Annotated in this window: 12 protein-coding genes and 1 tRNA gene; 10 read left to right on the forward strand and 3 right to left on the reverse strand. The window is 63.9% G+C overall.

The genetic code is table 11. The annotated features are described in order from the left end of the window. Window positions 1–3 precede the first annotated feature (3 nt). The 6 genes from polA to GX414_11960 all read left to right on the forward strand — a co-directional run bounded on the left by polA (window position 4) and on the right by GX414_11960 (window position 9,353). On the forward strand, window positions 4–2,562 hold the full coding sequence (gene polA, locus GX414_11935; protein NLI47806.1) for a DNA polymerase I: 2,559 nt from the start codon (window positions 4–6) through the stop codon (window positions 2,560–2,562). A gap of 8 nt (window positions 2,563–2,570) precedes the next feature. Further along, complete coding sequence (locus GX414_11940; GenBank protein NLI47807.1) at window positions 2,571–4,973, forward strand: hypothetical protein; 2,403 nt, start codon at window positions 2,571–2,573, stop codon at window positions 4,971–4,973. 81 nt (window positions 4,974–5,054) lie between these two features. Beyond that, window positions 5,055–6,803 carry a DNA primase gene (locus GX414_11945; GenBank protein NLI47808.1) on the forward strand — a complete coding sequence of 583 codons (1,749 nt, stop codon included), beginning with the start codon at window positions 5,055–5,057 and terminating at the stop codon, window positions 6,801–6,803. Beyond that, entirely contained in the window at window positions 6,800–8,488 is a 1,689-nt protein-coding gene (gene rpoD / locus GX414_11950) for an RNA polymerase sigma factor RpoD (protein ID NLI47809.1), read from the forward strand. Before GX414_11945 ends, rpoD begins: the two co-directional genes overlap by 4 nt. A 59-nt stretch (window positions 8,489–8,547) precedes the next feature. After that, window positions 8,548–8,621: transfer RNA gene (locus GX414_11955), tRNA-Ile, on the forward strand. Between the two features lie 24 nt (window positions 8,622–8,645). Further along, window positions 8,646–9,353: a hypothetical protein gene (locus GX414_11960; GenBank protein ID NLI47810.1), complete on the forward strand. Its 708-nt coding sequence runs from the start codon at window positions 8,646–8,648 to the stop codon at window positions 9,351–9,353. Here the strand turns inward: GX414_11960 and GX414_11965 are convergent, their stop codons facing one another. From GX414_11965 to GX414_11975, 3 genes are read right to left on the reverse strand one after another with little or no spacing between them, the layout of a single operon-like run. Further along, entirely contained in the window at window positions 9,354–10,295 is a 942-nt protein-coding gene (locus GX414_11965; GenBank protein NLI47811.1) for a deoxyribonuclease IV, read from the reverse strand. Then, window positions 10,234–11,529 carry a hypothetical protein gene (locus GX414_11970; protein ID NLI47812.1) on the reverse strand — a complete coding sequence of 432 codons (1,296 nt, stop codon included), beginning with the start codon at window positions 11,527–11,529 and terminating at the stop codon, window positions 10,234–10,236. Before GX414_11970 ends, GX414_11965 begins: the two co-directional genes overlap by 62 nt. Window positions 11,530–11,548: 19 nt before the next feature. Further along, on the reverse strand, window positions 11,549–12,655 hold the full coding sequence (locus tag GX414_11975; protein ID NLI47813.1) for a hypothetical protein: 1,107 nt from the start codon (window positions 12,653–12,655) through the stop codon (window positions 11,549–11,551). Between the two features lie 236 nt (window positions 12,656–12,891). On the opposite strand from GX414_11975, the gene GX414_11980 reads away from it, so the two are divergent. The 4 genes from GX414_11980 to rpiB are packed head-to-tail and all read left to right on the forward strand — an operon-like array spanning window position 12,892 to window position 18,465. Continuing rightward, window positions 12,892–14,922, forward strand: a complete 2,031-nt coding sequence (locus GX414_11980) for an amino acid permease (protein ID NLI47814.1) — start codon at window positions 12,892–12,894, stop codon at window positions 14,920–14,922. Window positions 14,923–14,977: 55 nt separating this feature from the next. Next, complete coding sequence (locus GX414_11985; GenBank protein NLI47815.1) at window positions 14,978–15,976, forward strand: hypothetical protein; 999 nt, start codon at window positions 14,978–14,980, stop codon at window positions 15,974–15,976. Next, window positions 15,973–17,607 (forward strand): hypothetical protein, encoded by a 1,635-nt coding sequence (locus GX414_11990; protein ID NLI47816.1) that lies wholly within the window; start codon window positions 15,973–15,975, stop codon window positions 17,605–17,607. The genes GX414_11985 and GX414_11990 overlap by 4 nt, the downstream gene beginning before the upstream one ends. A 60-nt stretch (window positions 17,608–17,667) precedes the next feature. Beyond that, window positions 17,668–18,465 (forward strand): ribose 5-phosphate isomerase B, encoded by a 798-nt coding sequence (gene rpiB, locus GX414_11995; protein NLI47817.1) that lies wholly within the window; start codon window positions 17,668–17,670, stop codon window positions 18,463–18,465. Window positions 18,466–18,513 lie beyond the last annotated feature (48 nt).

Genomic DNA, 18,513 nt, shown 5'->3' on the forward strand with positions numbered 1-18,513 from the left:
CCCATGGCCGGCCCCTCGCTGTTCCTGATCGACACCATGAGTCAGGTGTACCGGGCGTTTTTCGCCATCCCGACGCTGAGCACCGCCAATGACTTTCCCACCAACGCCCTGTACGGTTTTGTGAGCATGCTGAACCGGATCGTCGCCCAGCACCATCCCGATTACATGGCGGCGGCGGCCGAATCCCGGACCCCGACCCGACGACACGAAGTGTTCAGCGGCTACAAGGCAACCCGCAAACCCATGCCGCCCGAACTTGCCGTGCAGCTGCCGTTCATCGACGAGCTGTGCGCGGCGTTCCGCGTGCCGATCCTGCAGCAGGACGGATTTGAAGCGGACGATATCTTGGCCACTCTGGCCGACCGCGGCCGGGCCGAAGGATTCGTGGTCAGCATCGTCACCTCGGACAAGGATATGTACCAGTTGGTGGACGATCGTGTCACCGTCCTGGACACCAAGGCGGACATCGCGTACGGTCCGCAGCAGGTGTTGGAAAAGATGGGCGTGAAACCGGCTCAGGTGGTGGACCTGCTGGCACTCATGGGCGACACGTCGGACAACATACCCGGTGCGCCCGGAATCGGCCCGGTGCACGCCCGAAAGCTGCTCACTGCCTTCGGCGACCTGGATACCTGCTACCGACGCCTCGACGAGGTGGAGCCGAAGCGCATCCGCGAAATCCTCCGCGAGCACCGCCAGCAGGTGCTCGATTCCAGAGCGCTGGCGACGCTGGACCGCCGGGTGCCCGTGCGATGGGAGTGGGCCGATCTGCGCGCCGGGACACCCGACCTGGAGCACCTGCGCGATCTGTTCACCCGGTTCGGTTTTCGAAGCCTGCTCAAGGAGCTGCCGAGCCGGCCGGCAATTGCCGCGCCGTCCGCGCGCCTGCTGGACGGCGGTGCCGAATTGCGCCGAATGTGTGACCGTCAACCTCTCCTGCCTATTGCGATGATGGTTTGGGGCCCTGACCGCGCGCTGGCGCAGGCAGCCGGGAGTGCGGACATCCTGGCGCTGAATCGGCGGCGGGACCAGCCGGCGATCCAGGCCTGGCTGGCGGAGTCGTCGCCGAAGCGCTTTCATGGGTTGAAACGGTTCGCCCTGGAGTACGAACTCCCGGTTGGATTTGAGGGGCATGTCGATGACGCCGAGCTGATCCACTATCTGCTCTGGCCCCAGATCGAGGATCACTCCCTGGAGCGGATCGCATTGGAGCTGAGCCGGAGCGTCCCCCCGGCAACCGAGGACGAGTCGCTCCTGGTCGAGCCGCTGGCGACGCGGCTGGAGGTCATTCACGCAGCCTGTGCGGAGTGGTTGCCGCGGCTGCAGGCGGCCGGACTGGAGACCATTTACCGTGAGGTGGAGTTGCCGCTCCTGCCCATCCTGGCTGGTATGGAACGCACCGGCATCCTGCTCGACGTGCCCTGGCTCGAGACGCTCGCTGCCGAACTGGCCGGCCGGATCGCTCGGCTGGAGAAGGAGATCTATGCGCTGGCGGGCGAGGAGTTCAACATCAACTCGCCCAAGCAGCTCGGCGAGATTCTGTTCGACAAGCTTCAACTCCCCTCTTCCAAGAAAACGAAGAAGACCAAGTCATACTCCACCGGGGTCGAGGTGCTGGAGTCGCTGGCCCCGTTATACCCGCTGCCGGCCCGCATTTTGGACTATCGGCAGTTGACCAAACTCAAGTCCACCTATGTGGACGCGCTGCCGCCGCTGGTCAATCCCGTCACGGGCCGCCTGCACACCACGTTCAACCAGACTGTCGCAGCCACCGGCCGCCTGTCCAGCACCAATCCCAACCTCCAGAACATCCCCATCCGCACCGAGGAAGGGCAGAAGATCCGGCGGGCGTTCGTCGCCCCACCGGGCTGGCGTCTCGTGTCGGCCGACTATTCCCAGATCGAGTTGCGGATCATGGCCCACCTGAGCGGCGACGAGTTGCTGCTGGCCGCCTTCCGCAGCGGCCAGGACGTGCACACCCAGACGGCCCGCGATGTGTTCGGGGCCGCCGCCGAGGCCAACCCGGCCGAATACCGGCGCCGGGCCAAGATCATCAATTACAGCATTCTGTACGGGAAAAGCGATTTCGGTTTGGCCCAGGATCTCAAGATCCCGCAGCGCGAAGCCAAGGCCTTCATCCAGTCGTACTTCGCCACATATCCCGGCGTACGGCGCTGGCTGGACGAGAATCTGGCGGATGCCGCGGCATCTGGAGCGGTGCGCACCATGTTCGGCCGGATACGGCCCATTCCCGAGCTCCGGCACTCCAACTGGAATGTCCGCAGCACCGGCGAACGGATCGCGGCCAACTCGCCGATCCAGGGCGCTGCGGCCGACATCATTAAACTGGCGATGATCCGGCTGGTCCGGCGATTGGAGGGCAGCGGGCTGCAGGCCCGGTTGCTACTCCAGGTGCACGACGAGCTCCTGCTGGAGTGTCCCGCGGAGGAGGTCGACCGCCTCCGCGGCATCTTGCGTGAGGCCATGGAAGATGTGGTGCCGCTGAAGGTTCCGCTGGTTGTGGACATCCACGACGGCGCCAACTGGCTGGAGGCCAAGTAGGGCACCCCATGCGCTTCACCGACGATTCACTGGCCAACCTGGAATTCGGCCGGCTGCTGGAACTGCTGGCAGGCCTGGCCACCTTTGACGGCGGTCGGCGGGATATCACCGCACTGGCGCCGCTGGCCTCGGCGGAGGAGTTGAAGCGGATTCACAGGCTGGTCGGCGAAATCCGCCAGGGGCTGGAACGCGGCGAAGGGTTCAACTTCAGCGGCTTGGGCGATGCACGGTCGGCGCTGAATTTCCTGGACGTCGAGGGAATCGTTCTGGAGCCGGGCGACATCCTGGTGATCCACCAACTCATGACTGTCGCAGCCGACACGGCGCGTGCGCTGACCGCGGGGGAGGACCCGGAGTCGCCGCTGCGGGAGCTCGGCGGCTGTTTTCCGAAGCTCAGCTCCGCGATCCGGCTCGTCGAAGACAAGCTTGATCCCAGCGGCGAGGTGCCCGATCGCGCGTCACCGGAACTGGCCACCGTGCGGCGCCAGCTGCGGGACCTCAACGAGAGCATCCAGCAGGCATACGCCCGCATCCTGGACCGGGCGGCCCGACAAGGCCTCCTCCAGGACAGCTACGTCACCGTCCGCAACAACCGCTACGTCATCCCGGTGAAATCGCAGGGGCAGGGCGCCATCGAGGGGATCGTCCACGGCACTTCCTCGTCGGGCCTGACGGTGTTTCTGGAACCGTTCGATATGGTCGCGCACAACAACCGGTTCATCGGCCTGCGCGACCGGGAGCAGGAGATCGTCCAGCAAATCTTGGCCCAGCTTACCGAGGTGCTACGGACGAGTCGGGACGACCTGGAACGCGCTTGGGAACTCCTGGGCGTCGTGGACAGCCTCACGGCGCGAGCCCGCTTCGCCATTCGCTTCCGAGCCATCGCGCCGCTGCTGGACACCGGCCGCTACCTGGTGCTGGAGGAAGCCCGGCACCCTCTGCTCGAGGACAGCCTCGTGCAGCAGGGCCGGACGGTAGTGCCCATCAGCCTGGCGCTCACTCCCACCGAATCGTGCCTCATCATCTCGGGCCCGAACACCGGCGGCAAGACCGCGGCGCTCAAAACCGCCGGTTTGCTGGCCCTCATGGCGCTGAGCGGCATTCCGGTGCCCGCGAAGCAGATGGAGTGCGCCGTGTTCACCCGCGTGTTCGCGGTGATCGGCGACCAGCAGTCGCTGACCGACGACCTGAGCACCTTCGCCTCCCATGTCCTGAGTCTCAAGCACATGCTCGACCATTACCGCCATCCGGCGTTGCTGCTGGTGGACGAGATCGGCACCGGAACCGATCCGGAGGAGGGTGCGGCGGTGGCCATGGCCGTACTGGACCACTTCCAGCGGCTGCAGGCGCCCCTCATCGCCACCACCCACACCCAGGCGCTCAAGGAATATGCGCTGACCACCACCGGCGTGGTCACCGCGGCAGTGGAGATTCATCCCGACACGCTGGAGCCCACGTACCACCTGCATCTGGGCGCCCTTGGGAGCAGCCGCGGCCTCTTCATCGCGCGCAAACTGGGCTTGCCCGAGCCGGTAGTGGCCGACGCCAACCGCCGCCTGTCCGGCGGCCGGCAGCTCAGCGAGGAGGTGATGACCCGGCTCAACGAGCTGGTCCGGAAACGGGAAGCCGAGCTGGCCGATATCACCCGACTCAAGCACGAACAGATCCTTCGCAAGATCCATCTGGAACGCCAGGCCGAGGAGCGGAAGCGGTCCGTGATACGGGAACTCCGGCAGGAGTTCGACTCGGTGCGCCGGCAGTTCGAGGCGGAAAAGAAAGCCCTCTTCGAGGAAGTGCACCGGCAGTCGGGTGCCGCTCTGGCCGCCGACCGGATGCAGCGTCGGGCTGAGCGGCTCCTGGATGCCGTGGAGCGAAGGCTGGAGCCGGTGATCCAGGACGCGCCCGCGGCGAGACGGCCGGCGTTGCGACCCTTGCCAGCCGGCGAGCTGGCCGTCGGCATGGCGGTCTATGTGGAACCGCTGCATACGGTGGCCACCGTGCTCGACTGCGGCCGCGACGGCGTGCTGGTCCAGGCCGGTGACAAGCGCATTCGCGTCCCCGTCGCCTGGCTGTGCCAGCGGGAGGAGTCCGCGGGGCCGCTGACGCCGGCTGAATCAGCGCCGCCGCGCCCGGCCGCAGCCGCCGAGGCGGCGGATGACACGCCCGCGGCCACCGAACTGCACGTGATCGGCCGGAGCGCCGAAGACGCTCTGGCTGAGTTGGACCGGTTCCTGGACTTGATGTTCCGCCAGGAGCAGCGAAAAATCTCGGTGGTGCACGGCATGGGGCGGGGCATCCTCCGGGCGGCCATCCACCGCCGCCTGCGCGAGACACCGTTCGTCCGGCATTTTTACCACCCGCCGTACGCCGAAGGCGGGGAGGGGAAGACCATCGTCGAACTGGATGTCTGAGCCAAATTTCTCTTTACTTATTGACCTGATTTTCATACAATTTCTGATCTTTTGCCCGGCGGGCGGAGCCAGGCGTCACCCATGCGCATTTCATCCCAGTTCGTCCAGCAGTTGAAGCATACCCTCAACATCGTCGAGGTGGCGGGGAATTTCCTGAAATTGACCCGCAAAGGCAAGAATTACTTCGCTCTCTGCCCCTTCCACACCGAGAAAACACCCAGTTTTTCCATCAACGAACAACTCCAGAGCTACCACTGCTTCGGCTGCGGCAAAGGCGGCGACGTGATCCAACTGGTGATGGAACTGGAAAACCTCACCTACTCCGAGGCCATCCATTTTCTGGCGGACCTGGCCCATCTCCGGGTGCCGGCGCTGGACCCGGCCGAGGAGAAGCGATACCGCGACCGGGAGCACCTGCAGACGGTGATGGCCGAGGCGTCCAAGTTTTACCAGCGCTGTCTGAAGGACCCGGAGGGCGCCGGCGCGCGCGATTATCTCGATGGGCGCCAGATCGCACCCGGCACGATCCAGCGGTTCATGCTCGGGTTCGCGCCTGGCGACGGCCAGCGGCTGGTGAGTTACCTGCGCGGCCTGGGCATCCGGGAGCCGCTGGCCCAGCATGCCGGGCTGGTCCGTGTTTCCGAGGTCACGCAGCGCAGCTATGACCTGTTCCGCAGCCGGCTCATCGTCCCCATTCAGGACATGCACGGCCGCGTCATCGCCTTCGGCGGGCGGATTCTCGGCGAGGGCGAGCCCAAATACCTGAATTCTCCCGAAACCCCACTGTACCAGAAGGGCTACCATCTGTTCGGTCTGGGACACGCCCTGAAGGCGATCCGGCAGGCGGACCTGGCCATCCTAGTCGAGGGGTATTTTGACATGATCGTGCCCTTCCAGGCCGGGGTCGAGAACGTGGTCGCCTCGCTGGGCACCGGCCTGACCCCGGCCCAGGTGAAGCTGCTGGGTCGGTTCACCCGCAACATCGTGATCTGCTTCGATCCAGACACCGCCGGGGCCAATGCCGCCTTCCGTTCGGTGGAGCTGTTTCTGGAGAACGAGTTCGACTGCCGGGTCGCCACCCTGCCCGGCGGGCATGATCCCGACACGTTCGTGCTGAAACATGGGGCTGATTCGTTCCGGGAAGCGGTCAAGCAGTCACTTCCGTTTCTGGATTTCCAGCTCCATCACAAGCTGCAGGCTGCGGGTGCCGATCTGTCGGTGGAGCGGAAAGTGAAGATCCTGGAGAGCATGTTCCCCTTCCTGGCTCGAATCCAGCAGGAACCTATCCGCTCAAATTATCTGACCGGCTGGGCGGACCGCCTGGGCATCCATCGGGACGCGCTGTTCAACCAGTACAACGCCTTCGCCCGCTCGCGGAAAGTGGATAAATCCGTGGTGGCTCAATACAGCCAGTCTCCCCTGACTGCGGCCGAGACCGAGCTCATCAATTTTATGCTGCATTTTCCCGAGATGGCACCGAAGATTTTTTCTGGTGTTGCTGTAACTTTTGAAGGATTGGCGACATCTAACATTCTGACCTGTATTGCGCAGCAGGTGCAGGAGGGGGGGGCCTTCCGCTTGGCTGAAATCGAAAACATGCTCACCGAATCCGACCGCACCCTGTTGCATCAGGTGATGTCGCGCGCGACGACCGTGGTTACCGAAACCGAGGCTGTCAACTGTCTGCTGTCCCTGCGCCAGCGGTCCCTCGAACAGGAACTCGAGCGTCTGACCGCAGAGTGCCAGCAGGCGGAGCAGTCCGGCGATATGGACCGTTGCCGCGGCATCCTGGAGCGGCGGAAACGAATCATCATGCAACTCAATAAATGACGGAGGAGGCGCACTTGTCTCTCGAGGATAAATTTGATGAAGTCCGGCAGCTGATCTCCCGCGGCAAGGAGAAGGGTTTTCTCAGCTACGAGGAGGTCAACGACCTGCTGCCAAGCGAACTCAGTTCATCCGAGGACCTGGACGACCTGTTCGATCTGTTCGGTTCCAACGGCATCGAGCTGATCGAAGGCAGCAAGGCCTATTCGGACGCCATGATGGCGGACGGGAAGGGATACGGCGGCGGCGACGACGCGGAAGGCGCCGCCGAAGCTGTTGAGAAGACCAACGATCCGGTCCGGATGTACCTGCGCGAGATGGGCACCGTCCCCCTGCTCAAGCGCGAAGGGGAGATCGAAATCGCCAAGCAGATCGAGCGAGGCCAGAAAATGGTGCTCAAGGCGCTGTCGCGCTCGTCCATCGTGGTGCACGAGATGATGGCTCTTCAGGAGGTCCTGCAGGGCAACCCGGGCAAGCTCAAGGATATCGTCAACCTCAATGACGACGAGTACTCGGACGAACTGCTGGCTGAAAAATACCGCGAGACTATCACCCGCATCGAGGAGGTGGGCGAACTCGAGCTGAAAGCCAACAAGATCCTGGCTCAGCTCAACAAACCGGGGCTCACCACCCGCCGCGAGCGCCTTCTGGCCCTGAAACTGGCCCGCTACAAGATCCCCATCGCCCGGATCATCCGCGAGCTCGACTTCGCCAACATACAGAAGGAGAGCTTCCGCACCAGCGTGCTCAGCGTCAAGCTGCAGATCGACGAACTGGAGCGGGAAATCGAGGTGTATAAGCGCCGGCTCAACCGGACGGACAAGGAGCACATCAAGGCCGACCTCCGCCGGAACATCAAACGCGTCCAGAAGAAGATGCGCGCCATCGAGCTGAAGTACAACACCGGCCGCGAGGATATCAAGCGGACCCTGGACAGCATCCATCAGGGCGAAATCATGGCCAACGACGCCAAGAGCCGCCTCGTGGAGGCCAATCTGCGCCTGGTGGTGTCCATCGCGAAGAAGTACACCAACCGCGGCCTCCAGTTCCTCGACCTGATCCAGGAAGGGAACATGGGGCTGATGAAGGCCGTGGACAAGTTTGAGTACCGGCGCGGGTACAAGTTCTCGACCTACGCCACGTGGTGGATCCGCCAGGCCATCACGCGCGCCATCGCCGACCAAGCCCGCACCATCCGTATCCCCGTCCACATGATCGAGACCATCAACAAGCTGATTCGCACCAGCCGGACGCTGGTGCAGGAATACGGGCGGGAGCCCACCTGCGAGGAGATCGCCAAGAAGATGGGCATGCCGGTGCAGAAGGTGCGCAAAGTTCTGAAAATCGCTCAGGAGCCCATTTCCCTCGAGACGCCCATCGGCGAGGAGGAGGATTCCCATCTGGGTGATTTCATCGAGGACAATGCCGTGATGAGTCCGTCCGAAGCGGTAATCAACCTGAACCTCAAGGAACAGACGATGACGGTGCTCCGCACGCTGACTCCGCGCGAATCCGAGGTCATCAAAATGCGCTTCGGCCTTGGGGACGGCAGCGAACACACGTTGGAGGAAGTCGGCAAGAAGTTCAATGTCACTCGTGAGCGCATCCGGCAGATCGAAGCCAAGGCGCTGCGAAAGCTCCGCCATCCGTCGCGGAGCAAGAAACTGCGACCGTTCCTCAACTCCTGATCGCCGACCGGGGGAGTTGACATCGACTCCGATTTGGGGCATAACGGACGCGTTTCCCGGGGCCCATAGCTCAGTTGGTCAGAGCTACCGGCTCATAACCGGTTGGTCCCAGGTTCGAATCCTGGTGGGCCCACTCACTCTTCATTTAGGGGTTGCTTTGCATCGCGACATCAGCCTGTTATGGGATCTTCAAACCATTGATCTGAAGATCATGGAATTGCAGCACGACGTGGAACGCATACCCATCCGGCGGGCCGAGGTGGACAGCGAGATCGCCAAGCTCGGCGACCTGTCGGCGCGCGCCGATGAGGGGGTGAAGGAGCTGGAGCGCCGCATCCGGACTGAGGAGGGAGAAGTCGAGTCGTTGCGGGCTCGCCAGACCCGGCTGAAGCAGCAGCAGATGGAAGTCAAAAAGAACGAGGAATACCGAGCCATTCTGGATGAGATCGGATACTTGGACAAGCAGATCGGCGAGAAGGAGGATTTCATCCTCGACCTCATGGAGCAGGTTGATGTGGCGCGGCGGGAGGCCGCCGAGACCGCTCGCCGCCTGCGGGATGATAGTGCCCGGCTCGCGCAGGAGAGCACCCGGCTGGACGACGCGGCCCGCTTCCTTCAGGACGAGTCGGCGAACTTGAAGCGGCGTCGGGAGGAGGCACTCGGCGGCGTGCCCGCCGACATGCTGCGGATCTACACCAAGCTGGCCAACAGCTTGGGGGGTATCGCGGTCGCAGAGGTCCGGGAGGAGATCTGCCAGGTTTGCCACGTCCGGCTCCGGCCCCAGGCCTACCAGGAACTGCGCACCACCGATAAGTTTTTGCAGTGCGAGAGCTGCTCCCGTATCCTCTACTGTCAGAACGGTTGATCACCCGCGGCGGGGGCGGGCACCGCGCCCTCTCAGTCGGCGCAACACATCCAGATTCATCCGGTCAGCGTCACCGTCTTCGGTTTTCTCCGTTTCGATGACTCCCGGCAAGGCCCGCAGGCGTGGATCATTAAGGAGCAGCCGGAAAGCGGCGACACCTAGAGCGCCCCGGCCGATGTGCGCGTGTCGATCCACTCGGGATCCCAATTCCCGTTTCGAATCATTCAGATGCAGCGCCCGCAGGAATTCGAACCCCACCGTCCGCTCGAATGCGGCCATGGTGGTCCCATACGACTCGGCGTCTCGGAGGTCGTACCCCGCTGCGAACAGATGGCTGGTGTCCAGACAGACGCCCAGACGCTCCGGCCGGTCCACGCCCGCCAATATGTCACGCAGGTGCTCCAGCCGATGGCCCAGCGAAGTGCCCTGGCCGGCCGTGTTCTCCAGCACCAGACCCACGCCGGAGCCGGCGGTGAGCCGGATGATCGTTCGCAGCCCCTGGACGATGCGACGGATTCCCGTCGATTCCCCGTCGCCGCCATGGGCGCCCGGGTGCAGGATCACGAACGGGAGCTCCAGTTCTGCACACCGCTCCACCTCCTGCACCATGGCGTCGACGGACCGGCGCCGGATGGCGGCGTCAGCCGAAGCCAGGTTGACCAGGTAACAGTTGTGGGCGAAGACGGGGTCGATGTGAGTGGCGCGGCGCAGCGCCTGGAACTCACGCACCGCATCCGGCTCCAGCCGCTTGCCCACCCACCGGTTGTTGTTCTGAGTGAAGATCTGAACCGTCTCGCATCCTACGGCGGCCCCGCGGGACAGGGCCAGGCCGATTCTGCCGGCGATGGACATGTGGGCGCCGAGTCTCACCGCCGTTCCCTCATCCGGCTTGAATCTCGACGCTCCGGCCGGCGGCGCGGACCACCCCACCGATGGAGGCATGAAACGGGGTGTGCCGGCCCTGACCCACGACCTCCCCGGGGAGCACGTGCTGCCCGGCGGTGACCGCCGGTTCGGCGCTGCCGCCGCCGAATTCAGCCAGATCGATCCGGACATGATCCACGCCGACCACCGGGCCGCTGAAAGCGTTCGGCGCGTCGTAGCGCGCCAAGTCAAGCCGCGCCATCACATACCGGATGGGCAACCCCTTGCGATGATAATCGGGGTGAAGCGTGTAATCCGCCTTGCCGCGCCTGGCGGACGGGGCCAGCTTCCGCTTCATGGCGCCGATCAGCCGCCGCGGCGTGATCCGGAGCGGACAGGCGATGAGTGAGCAGACGCCGCACTCGCAGCAGTACCATGCGATGTGGTCGGCGTCCGCCGGCTGCTCGAGCACCTGCGGGGCTCGTCGCATCAGCAGGTGCGGTTGGATGTCGTGGCCCAGCAGGTAGCGGGGGCACAGCTCGGTGCAGGTGAAGCATTGGTCGCAGACCGACATGGATACGCGCGCGGCCCGCTCCAGCGACTGGACGCGTTCTTCAACCGCGGGATTCTGCGCCGGCAGAACCAGGATGCCGCTGGTGGTTTTTCGGATGCCGAAATCCAGCTCGACCAGTTCGCCCATCATCGCGCCGCCGGCCAGAAAACGGGGCTCGGGGCAGGTGATGCCGCCCGATTGTTCCACCAGGTGCGCCAGGGGGGTGCCGATGGGGGCCTCGAACGTCGACGGCCTGGCCACGGCGCCGGCGATGGTGACGAAGCGGTGTGTCACGGGGCGGCCGTCCAGCGCGTCGTAGATGTGCGCGAGTGTCTGGACGTTCTGGACCAGGCAGCCCACCGCCAGGGGGATGCCCCCCTGCGGTACGATGCGCCCCGTGGCCGATTGAACCAGCAGGTGCTCGTCCCCGGACGGATACGTGTCGTGGAGTTCCAGCATGCGGAAGCCCGGATACGCCGCCGCCAGCCGCGCCATGTGCTCCCGCAGGCGCCGTCGTTTTTTCTTAACAGCCACGACGATGTCGCGGATGCCGAGCAGACCGCGGATCACGTCCGCGGCGGCCAGCACCTTGTCTCCGTAGTGGAGGAGGCAGTAGTAGTCCGCATGGAGCAGGGGTTCGCATTCCGCACCGTTGAGGATCAACGTGTCGGCGCCCGGTGCGCCCTCCAGCTTACGCCACGTGGGGAAGCCCGCGCCGCCGGCGCCCACCACCCCGGCCGCCCGGACGCACGCGACCAAATCACGGAGCTGCTCGTTGCTAGTCTTTTTGGATGATGTCCAGGAAGTATTTGGCTTCATACATGTTGGCGACGAACTTGCGAGGAGGCACCAGCATAGCCGCGGCGGTATCCTCCTTGAGACACTCCTTGTCCACAAGGATGTAGTCCTTGTTCAGAAAGGGAATCCGCAGCGTCGGGGAAAGCCCGAGAAAATTCTGAATGTGCTTGCCCTGAACCTGGGGATAGACCAGGTTGATGATCTCGCGGTCATCGGTCATGGGGGATGTGTCGATGAAATTCTTCACCATCATGTTGATCCATTTGGTGTTGGTGCACAACTCCAGGGTATTGATCACATGCGGCTTTTCCACAATCAGGTAGGTGGCCGACTCGATGTCGGTGTTGTTGTAAAACGTGCGGCCAATCAGGTAATGGCCGCGCAGCGAGTAAATCTTGCTCTTCTGGAACGCGACTTCATCCAGCGAGGCCACCGAGTACTTTTTCAGATCGACTTTGATGATGTGCTTCTTCATCTCGGGATCTTCTTTGACCGCCGTGATGGCCTTGTCTTCGGGGATGACGATGTTGTTCAGCCGGTCGAAAATGGTATACACCTTTTCGAAATGGAAAATCTGGAAACCCACGTCCAGATTGGTTTTCATGCGATCGGCCAGACCGGCGTCAGCCTGGACGGGGTTTTCGCGGATGAACTGCGTGTTGGACATGGTGCCGCCGAGGAATGACGGATCCCGGAGGGGGGTGCGCTCCAACGGCCGGGTCTTGCCCTTGTCATCCGGATACAGGATGTCGTAGAAAAACTCCTCCACGGATGAAAACGTGTGGATCAGTTTGGTCTTGTCCAGCACCAGCATGTCGTAACGGGTGGGTTTGAGATAGTTGTAGAACGAGTTGATCAAGACCTTGATGTTTTTCTTGGCTAGGACATCCTTGATGATCATCCCACTGAGGATGAGGTAGGGATTCAAGTACGCCTGGTAGATCCGCGCATCGATGTTGCCCGGCATCGGGTCGACTTTTTTCGCGAACAAAGCGATCTTTGTCTGCGGCAGCAGATCGTGGTTGGAATCGGAATTGTCGTAGAAAATGATGTGGTATTCCGCCCTGGAATCCGTTTCTTGAACCATGAATTCCCCGTTGAGTGCAGTGTTTCTCAAATTATACCCGATCCGAACATTCAAGCCAACAGAATTTCCCCGGCAAGTGTCGGATGTGCTTCAAAAATATATGGCCTTGCGATGCGACGGTGGTATAATAACCCGCCTGCAAGTCTTGGAATGATGGGTGGAGAAGTCACGGAGCCGAGATGCTGTCCCGGCCGGATCTGGTTCGGCGGATAATCCAGCAGGTCGCACGAGTGGGCATGTCGCTGAAAAAGCTCTTCCAGGTCAAATCTCTCGACCAGATCCTGGTTGATGCCGAAAAACCGGAATACCGGTTGAATCGGGCGCTGGGCCCGGTCCACCTGATCATGCTTGGCATCGGCGCCATCATCGGCGCCGGCATCTTCGCCACCATTGGAACCGCTGCGGCAGGCGACGCCTATCGGCCGGGGGCGGGGCCGGCCCTGATGATCTCGTTCATCATCACCGCGGTCGTCTGCGGGTTCACCGCGCTCTGCTATGCCGAATTCGCGTCGATGGTCCCCATATCCGGTTCGGCCTACACGTACTCCTATGTCACCCTGGGCGAGATCGTGGCCTGGATCATCGGCTGGGACCTCATCATCGAGTACGCCGTGGGCAACATCGCCGTGGCCATCAGCTGGGCGAACTACTTCAAGACGCTGTTGCGCGGGCTCGGCATTATCATCCCCGACTGGCTCTCCATGGATTACCGGACCGCCGCCCGGATCGTCGACGCGACCGGGCAGTCGACCGTGTTCCGCGACGCGCCCCATGTGTTCGGTGTCCCCATCGTCTTCAACCTGCTGGCCGTACTCATCGTGGCTGCCATTTCCATTGTGCTGGTGATGGGGATCCGCGGCAGCGCCCGCTTCAACGCGATCATGGTGGGGATCAAGATCCTGGTGCTGTCCTTTTTCATTGTGGTGGGGCTGAAGTGGGTCCAGCCGGAGAATTGGACACCGTTTGCACCGAACGGCTGGGCGGGCATCAGCGCGGGCGCGGCCATAGTCTTTTTCGCGTACATCGGGTTCGACGCGGTCTCCACGGTCGCTGAGGAAACCCGCAATCCGAAGCGCAACCTGCCCATCGGCATAATCGGGTCGCTGATCCTCTGCACATTTTTCTACGTGGTCGTCTCCGCCGTCTTTACCGGCCTGATCTCGTACCCGGACCTCCGGACGAAGCTGGCCACCGAGCAGGCCGAGCCCCTCACCATGGCGCTGGAACACGCCATCCCCCATTTGGGGTGGGCGGTGGGCATCGTCGCGCTGGGCTCGGTCATCGCCCACACGGCTGTCCTGCTGGTGTTCCAATTGGGCCAGCCGCGGATTTTCTTCTCCATGGCCCGGGACGGACTGCTTCCGGCCATGTTCCAAAAGGTCCATCCCCGCTTCCGCACCCCCCACGTGGCCACACTCATGACGGGCGCGTTCGTCGCTTTCTTCTCGGCCATCGCCAGCATCGACGAGATGGTGGATTTGACGAACATCGGCACGCTGTTCGCGTTCATCCTGGTCTGCAGCGGCATCATTGTGATCCGCAAGCGCGATCCCGACCGGAAGCCGTCGTTCCGAGTGCCGGGCGGGTGGGGCTGGACGATCGGACTCTACGTCGCGTTTGCCCTCGGCTTGTCGCTGTTCACTTTTTCGATCCTCACCAAGCTGATCATTCTCGGTGTCGCCGGCGTGGTGTTCGTGCTGGCGCGGAATCACATCTTCCCCGTGCTGGGGATCCTGTCCTGCTTGTACCTGATTTACTATCTCCCGCCCACCTCGTGGCTTCGGTTCGCCGCGTGGCTGAATTTCGGCTTCGTGATCTACGCCGGCTACGGAGTAGTCCATTCCCGCCTGCGCGGACGTGCTGTCAGCGAGGATCCCGCCACCCACGACCGGTACACGGCGCTCACCGGGGCCATCCTCGGGCTGGTGGGGACGGCGCTGCTGCTGGTGACCCGGGGGCTGGACATCATCCTGGTTGCGTTTCAGGCGATCCGGGGCCCGGAGGGGTGGGCGCGCGTTCAGGAAGCCGCCGGCCACATCCAGAGCCTCGATGCCTGGCTGCAGTCGTCCTGGTTCCTCACCGCGCCTCTACTGCTGAATACCATCGTGCTGGGGCCCCTCTCCCTGCGGCGCGCTTGGCGGGCCCGCCAAGCGGAGACCGCTGCAACGGGCCGTCCGTCCGGCACCCTCGCCATCGGACTCAGCGCGCTGTTGCTGGCGTTGGGCGCCGTCTACCTGATCGCCATGCTGGTGCACAGCATCGCCTGACGCGGAGAAACGGCCAGTCGGAACCGCATCAACATCCACACCGGAAGGCGCACACATGTCCATCGAGGTGGTCTACACGCATGACGATTTTGACGGTATCGGCTCGGCGGCCATCTTCGCCCATCATTTCCGACCGGCGGAGTTCCGCTTCACGTCGCCGAAACGCCTTGCCGACGAACCGGTGGGCGAGCGAGACGCCGTACTGGATCTGCCGTTCGCCCGGCGGTGCGCCGTCTGGTTCGACCACCACGAACAGAATTTTGACGAACCGGGCTTTCACGGCGTAGATCCCGCCAGCCTGCCGGGGTTGAGGCAGCCGGCCCCGTCGTGCGCGCGGGTCATCCTGAACTGGTATCAGGCCGAAGGCATCTCGTATCCGGATCATTTCACCGAGCTGGTGGACGCCATCGACCAGTTCGACGCAATGAGTTTTGCCGACCTGGACGCCTGGCTGCAGGTGACGCCGGGCCGGGTGGTCAACGAGAGCCTGGTCCTGCCCAACGAGCCGCCGCGCGACCGTTTCCGGTACTACGCCTTCCTGGCCGGGCTGCTGGAGCAGCGACCCCTGGCTGCGTGCGCCGCCGAACCCACGGTGGCCGCCCGCTACCGGGAACACAGCCGGCTCAGCGAGCAATACCGCGACGTGTTGCGCAAGATCAGCCGGTTCGATCCCCGCGACCAGAACCGGCGGCTGCTGCTGCTCGATTTCACCGGACTCAAGTTCCAGCCCGCGGTGGACAAGAAGCTGGCGCTGATCGATCACCCGAGCGTCGACTACATCCTCAGCGTCTACCCCGTTTTCGAGAACAAGGTCAAGACGAACGCCGTCACCATTTCCATCGGCCGGAACTTCCTGCGACCCGACGGGCGGCGGGTGGATTGGGGCGAGTTTTTCGCTCAGAAGAACATCGGCGGCGGGCACCCGGACGCCGCCGGAGCCCGGCTCGACGCCCGCAGCAAGCCGGAGCGTGACCGCCTGCTGGAGGAGCTTGTCCAGGAGATCATCCGGCTGGTGAATGAACCGCCAGAAACAGGCGACGCGGAGGGAGCGTGAAGCCGCTCTGCCGCACCCGGTGGCTCATCGCTGCGGTATGCCTGGCTGTGGGCGTCGCCGCCGGTTGCGCGATCTGGCTCGCCTCCGGCGACAATTCGCCCGCCCTGCCGGAGAGCGCCTATTGCTGGGGCGCCTTTCACGTTCACTCGACGTATTCCGACGGCCTGGGCACCTTGTCGGAGATTGCCGCCGCGGCGCGGGACCGGGGGATTTCATTCGTGATCCTCGGTGATCACGGAGCCCCCAATCCTTCCGCCGGCGCTCTGGACTGCTCTGTCGACGGCGTCCGGTTCTGCGGCGGATCGGAGACCAGCCACCCGGACGGCCATCTGCTGGTGGTCGGCCTGAACCGAATCCCGCGCTACATTCTGCCGCCCTCGCCGCCGGATGCGATCGCTGACGTCCGGGCGCTGGGCGGTTTCACGGTTCTGCTCTACCCCGAATGGGCGAAATACCGCTGGCGCTACTGGGACGACGATTTCCGCCCGCAAGGCATCGAGGTGCTGAATCTGTTCAGCGCCCTGCGTCAAGCCGGGACCATCCAGCAGATCGACATGCTGATGACGTCACCCTTCGGAGATTTTCACATCCTGAAAGTGCTGCAGCGGCCGCAGCCGGAAATCCGTCGCTGGGACGAGTTGTTGGAGCGGGGGATGACATACGGATTCTATGGTTTGGATCTCCACGGCGGATTCCGCTCGATCCTGGAACTGCCGGTGCGGGTGCCGTCGTACCGGCTGGGCTTCGGAATGCTCGCGCTCGGCATCCGGCAGACCGATGCCGGCGATCCCATGGCCGCCGTGCGACGAGGAGATTTTTTCTCGGTGATCCGCGCCGCGGCCGTGCCGAATCGATTCGAGTTCTGCGCGCGGCAGGATGGCCGCACCATCCCGCCCGGCCGCATCGTTTCGGGCAGGGCCGACCTGGAGGTCGAGGTCGCGGTGTCCGGGTATGCCACGCGCATCGTCCTGTTCCGAAATGGTGAGCCCGTTAGCCAGACGGACGCAGGGCGGCTGGAACTGGCTGATGCGCCGGACGGCATGTACCGGGTGGAGGTGTACCTCCGGGACCATCCGTCGCTCGCGATGGGGATGCCGTGGATTAGTTCCAACCCGATCGGGATCGGCGACCGCCAGACGGGTCCGCCGGTTGATGAGACCGCACCGCCCGCAGCCCGGTCCGCCATCGACTGGAGGCGGTTCCGGGTGGAGACCGATGTCGTCTCGCAGGCGGCGTTCACCGCCACGGGATCGGACGGCGAATTCGCGTACACGCTGACACGGCCGAACGACCCGGGCGACCCCAGTTGGTGTGCGCTGGCGCTGCGTGAGCCGCTGGACCTGTCCGGTGGCCGGGGTGTCTACATCGACGCCAGGTCCGATCCCGAGATGCGCTACAATCTGGAGCTACGCAGCGGCGACCGCTGGTACTACGCCTCGTTCCGGGCGGGCCCGGACGGGGAGGGGCAGCCGGTGTACATTCCGTTCCGGCGCTTCTACCGGGTGAGCGGCGGCCGCGAGACCTTGCCGCTCAATACGCTCGACGGGCTGTTTGTCACCATCAGCAGTCAGAACGCGATGCCTGGCTTTTCGGGCCGGCTCAACATCCGGGAGATCGGCTGGTACCGCTGAGCCCACCGCCACAGGATTCCAGTTGCTCGCGGTCCAGCCTCCGGTATAATAGGGGCACCTATGGAACCCGATTCTTTGCGGCAGCTCATCCAGGAAATCGTCCGGCGGGAGGTGGAGCGCGTTCAGGCCCCCGTCGCGCCAATCGCGCCGGTGGCCTCCGTTGCCTCCGCCGCACCGCCACCGGTCGCGGGAGGGGGCACGGCGCCTGCTCCGGCGTCGCCGCCCACCGGGAACTGCCTGCGGGAGTTTCGTTTCGCGGGCAAGGTGCTCACCGCCTCCGACTTGGCGGAGATTGCCCCGCAGACGGATGTGGTGATCGCCCCGGGCACAATCGTCTCGCCCCTGGTTCATGATGTCGTCCGCGAGCGCCGGCTCCGGCTGCGTGTCGAGGGTGACACCGGACATCCCACGATCGCGGTGGGTTCCGACCACGGCGGTTTCGCGCTGAAGGAGGCGGTGAAACGCTGGCTTCAGGAGTGGGGGTATCTGTTCTTCGATTATGGCACCCACACCGACAGCGCCGTCGACTATCCGGAATTCGCCCACAAGGTGGCTCGGGCCGTGGCTGATAACCACCAGGACCTGGGCATCATCGTCGACGGCGCCGGCATCGGCTCCTGCATCGCGGCCAACAAGGTGCCGGGGATCCGGGCGGCCCTCTGCCACGACGCCGCCACCGCCCGCAACAGCCGGGAGCATAACTACGCCAATGTCCTCACGCTCGGCGGGCGGATGCTCCAGCCGGCCGACGCGATGGTCGTCGTGCGCACGTGGCTGGACACGCCGTACGGTGAGGAACGGCACGCCCGCCGCGTCCGTCTGATCGGTGAGATCGAGAAAAAGTACCTCAAGGACTGAGCCATGAAGCCTCTCCCCGACCTGAACCGACTGGTCGACCGCATCACG

It is taken from the genome of Acidobacteriota bacterium (assembly GCA_012517875.1).
In the GTDB taxonomy this organism is placed as follows: domain Bacteria; phylum Acidobacteriota; class JAAYUB01; order JAAYUB01; family JAAYUB01; genus JAAYUB01.

Bases quoted from the DNA above. Each gene is read 5' to 3' on its own strand.
- GX414_11980 (NLI47814.1), top strand. From the start codon at position 12,892: ATGTCGCTGAAAAAGCTCTTCCAGGTCAAATCTCTCGACCAGATCCTG.
- GX414_11965 (NLI47811.1), bottom strand. From the start codon at position 10,295: ATGCCTCCATCGGTGGGGTGGTCCGCGCCGCCGGCCGGAGCGTCGAGA.
- rpiB (NLI47817.1), top strand. From the start codon at position 17,668: ATGGAACCCGATTCTTTGCGGCAGCTCATCCAGGAAATCGTCCGGCGG.
- polA (NLI47806.1), top strand. From the start codon at position 4: ATGGCCGGCCCCTCGCTGTTCCTGATCGACACCATGAGTCAGGTGTAC.
- GX414_11940 (NLI47807.1), top strand. From the start codon at position 2,571: ATGCGCTTCACCGACGATTCACTGGCCAACCTGGAATTCGGCCGGCTG.
- GX414_11985 (NLI47815.1), top strand. From the start codon at position 14,978: ATGTCCATCGAGGTGGTCTACACGCATGACGATTTTGACGGTATCGGC.
- GX414_11975 (NLI47813.1), bottom strand. From the start codon at position 12,655: ATGGTTCAAGAAACGGATTCCAGGGCGGAATACCACATCATTTTCTAC.
- rpoD (NLI47809.1), top strand. From the start codon at position 6,800: ATGACGGAGGAGGCGCACTTGTCTCTCGAGGATAAATTTGATGAAGTC.
- GX414_11945 (NLI47808.1), top strand. From the start codon at position 5,055: ATGCGCATTTCATCCCAGTTCGTCCAGCAGTTGAAGCATACCCTCAAC.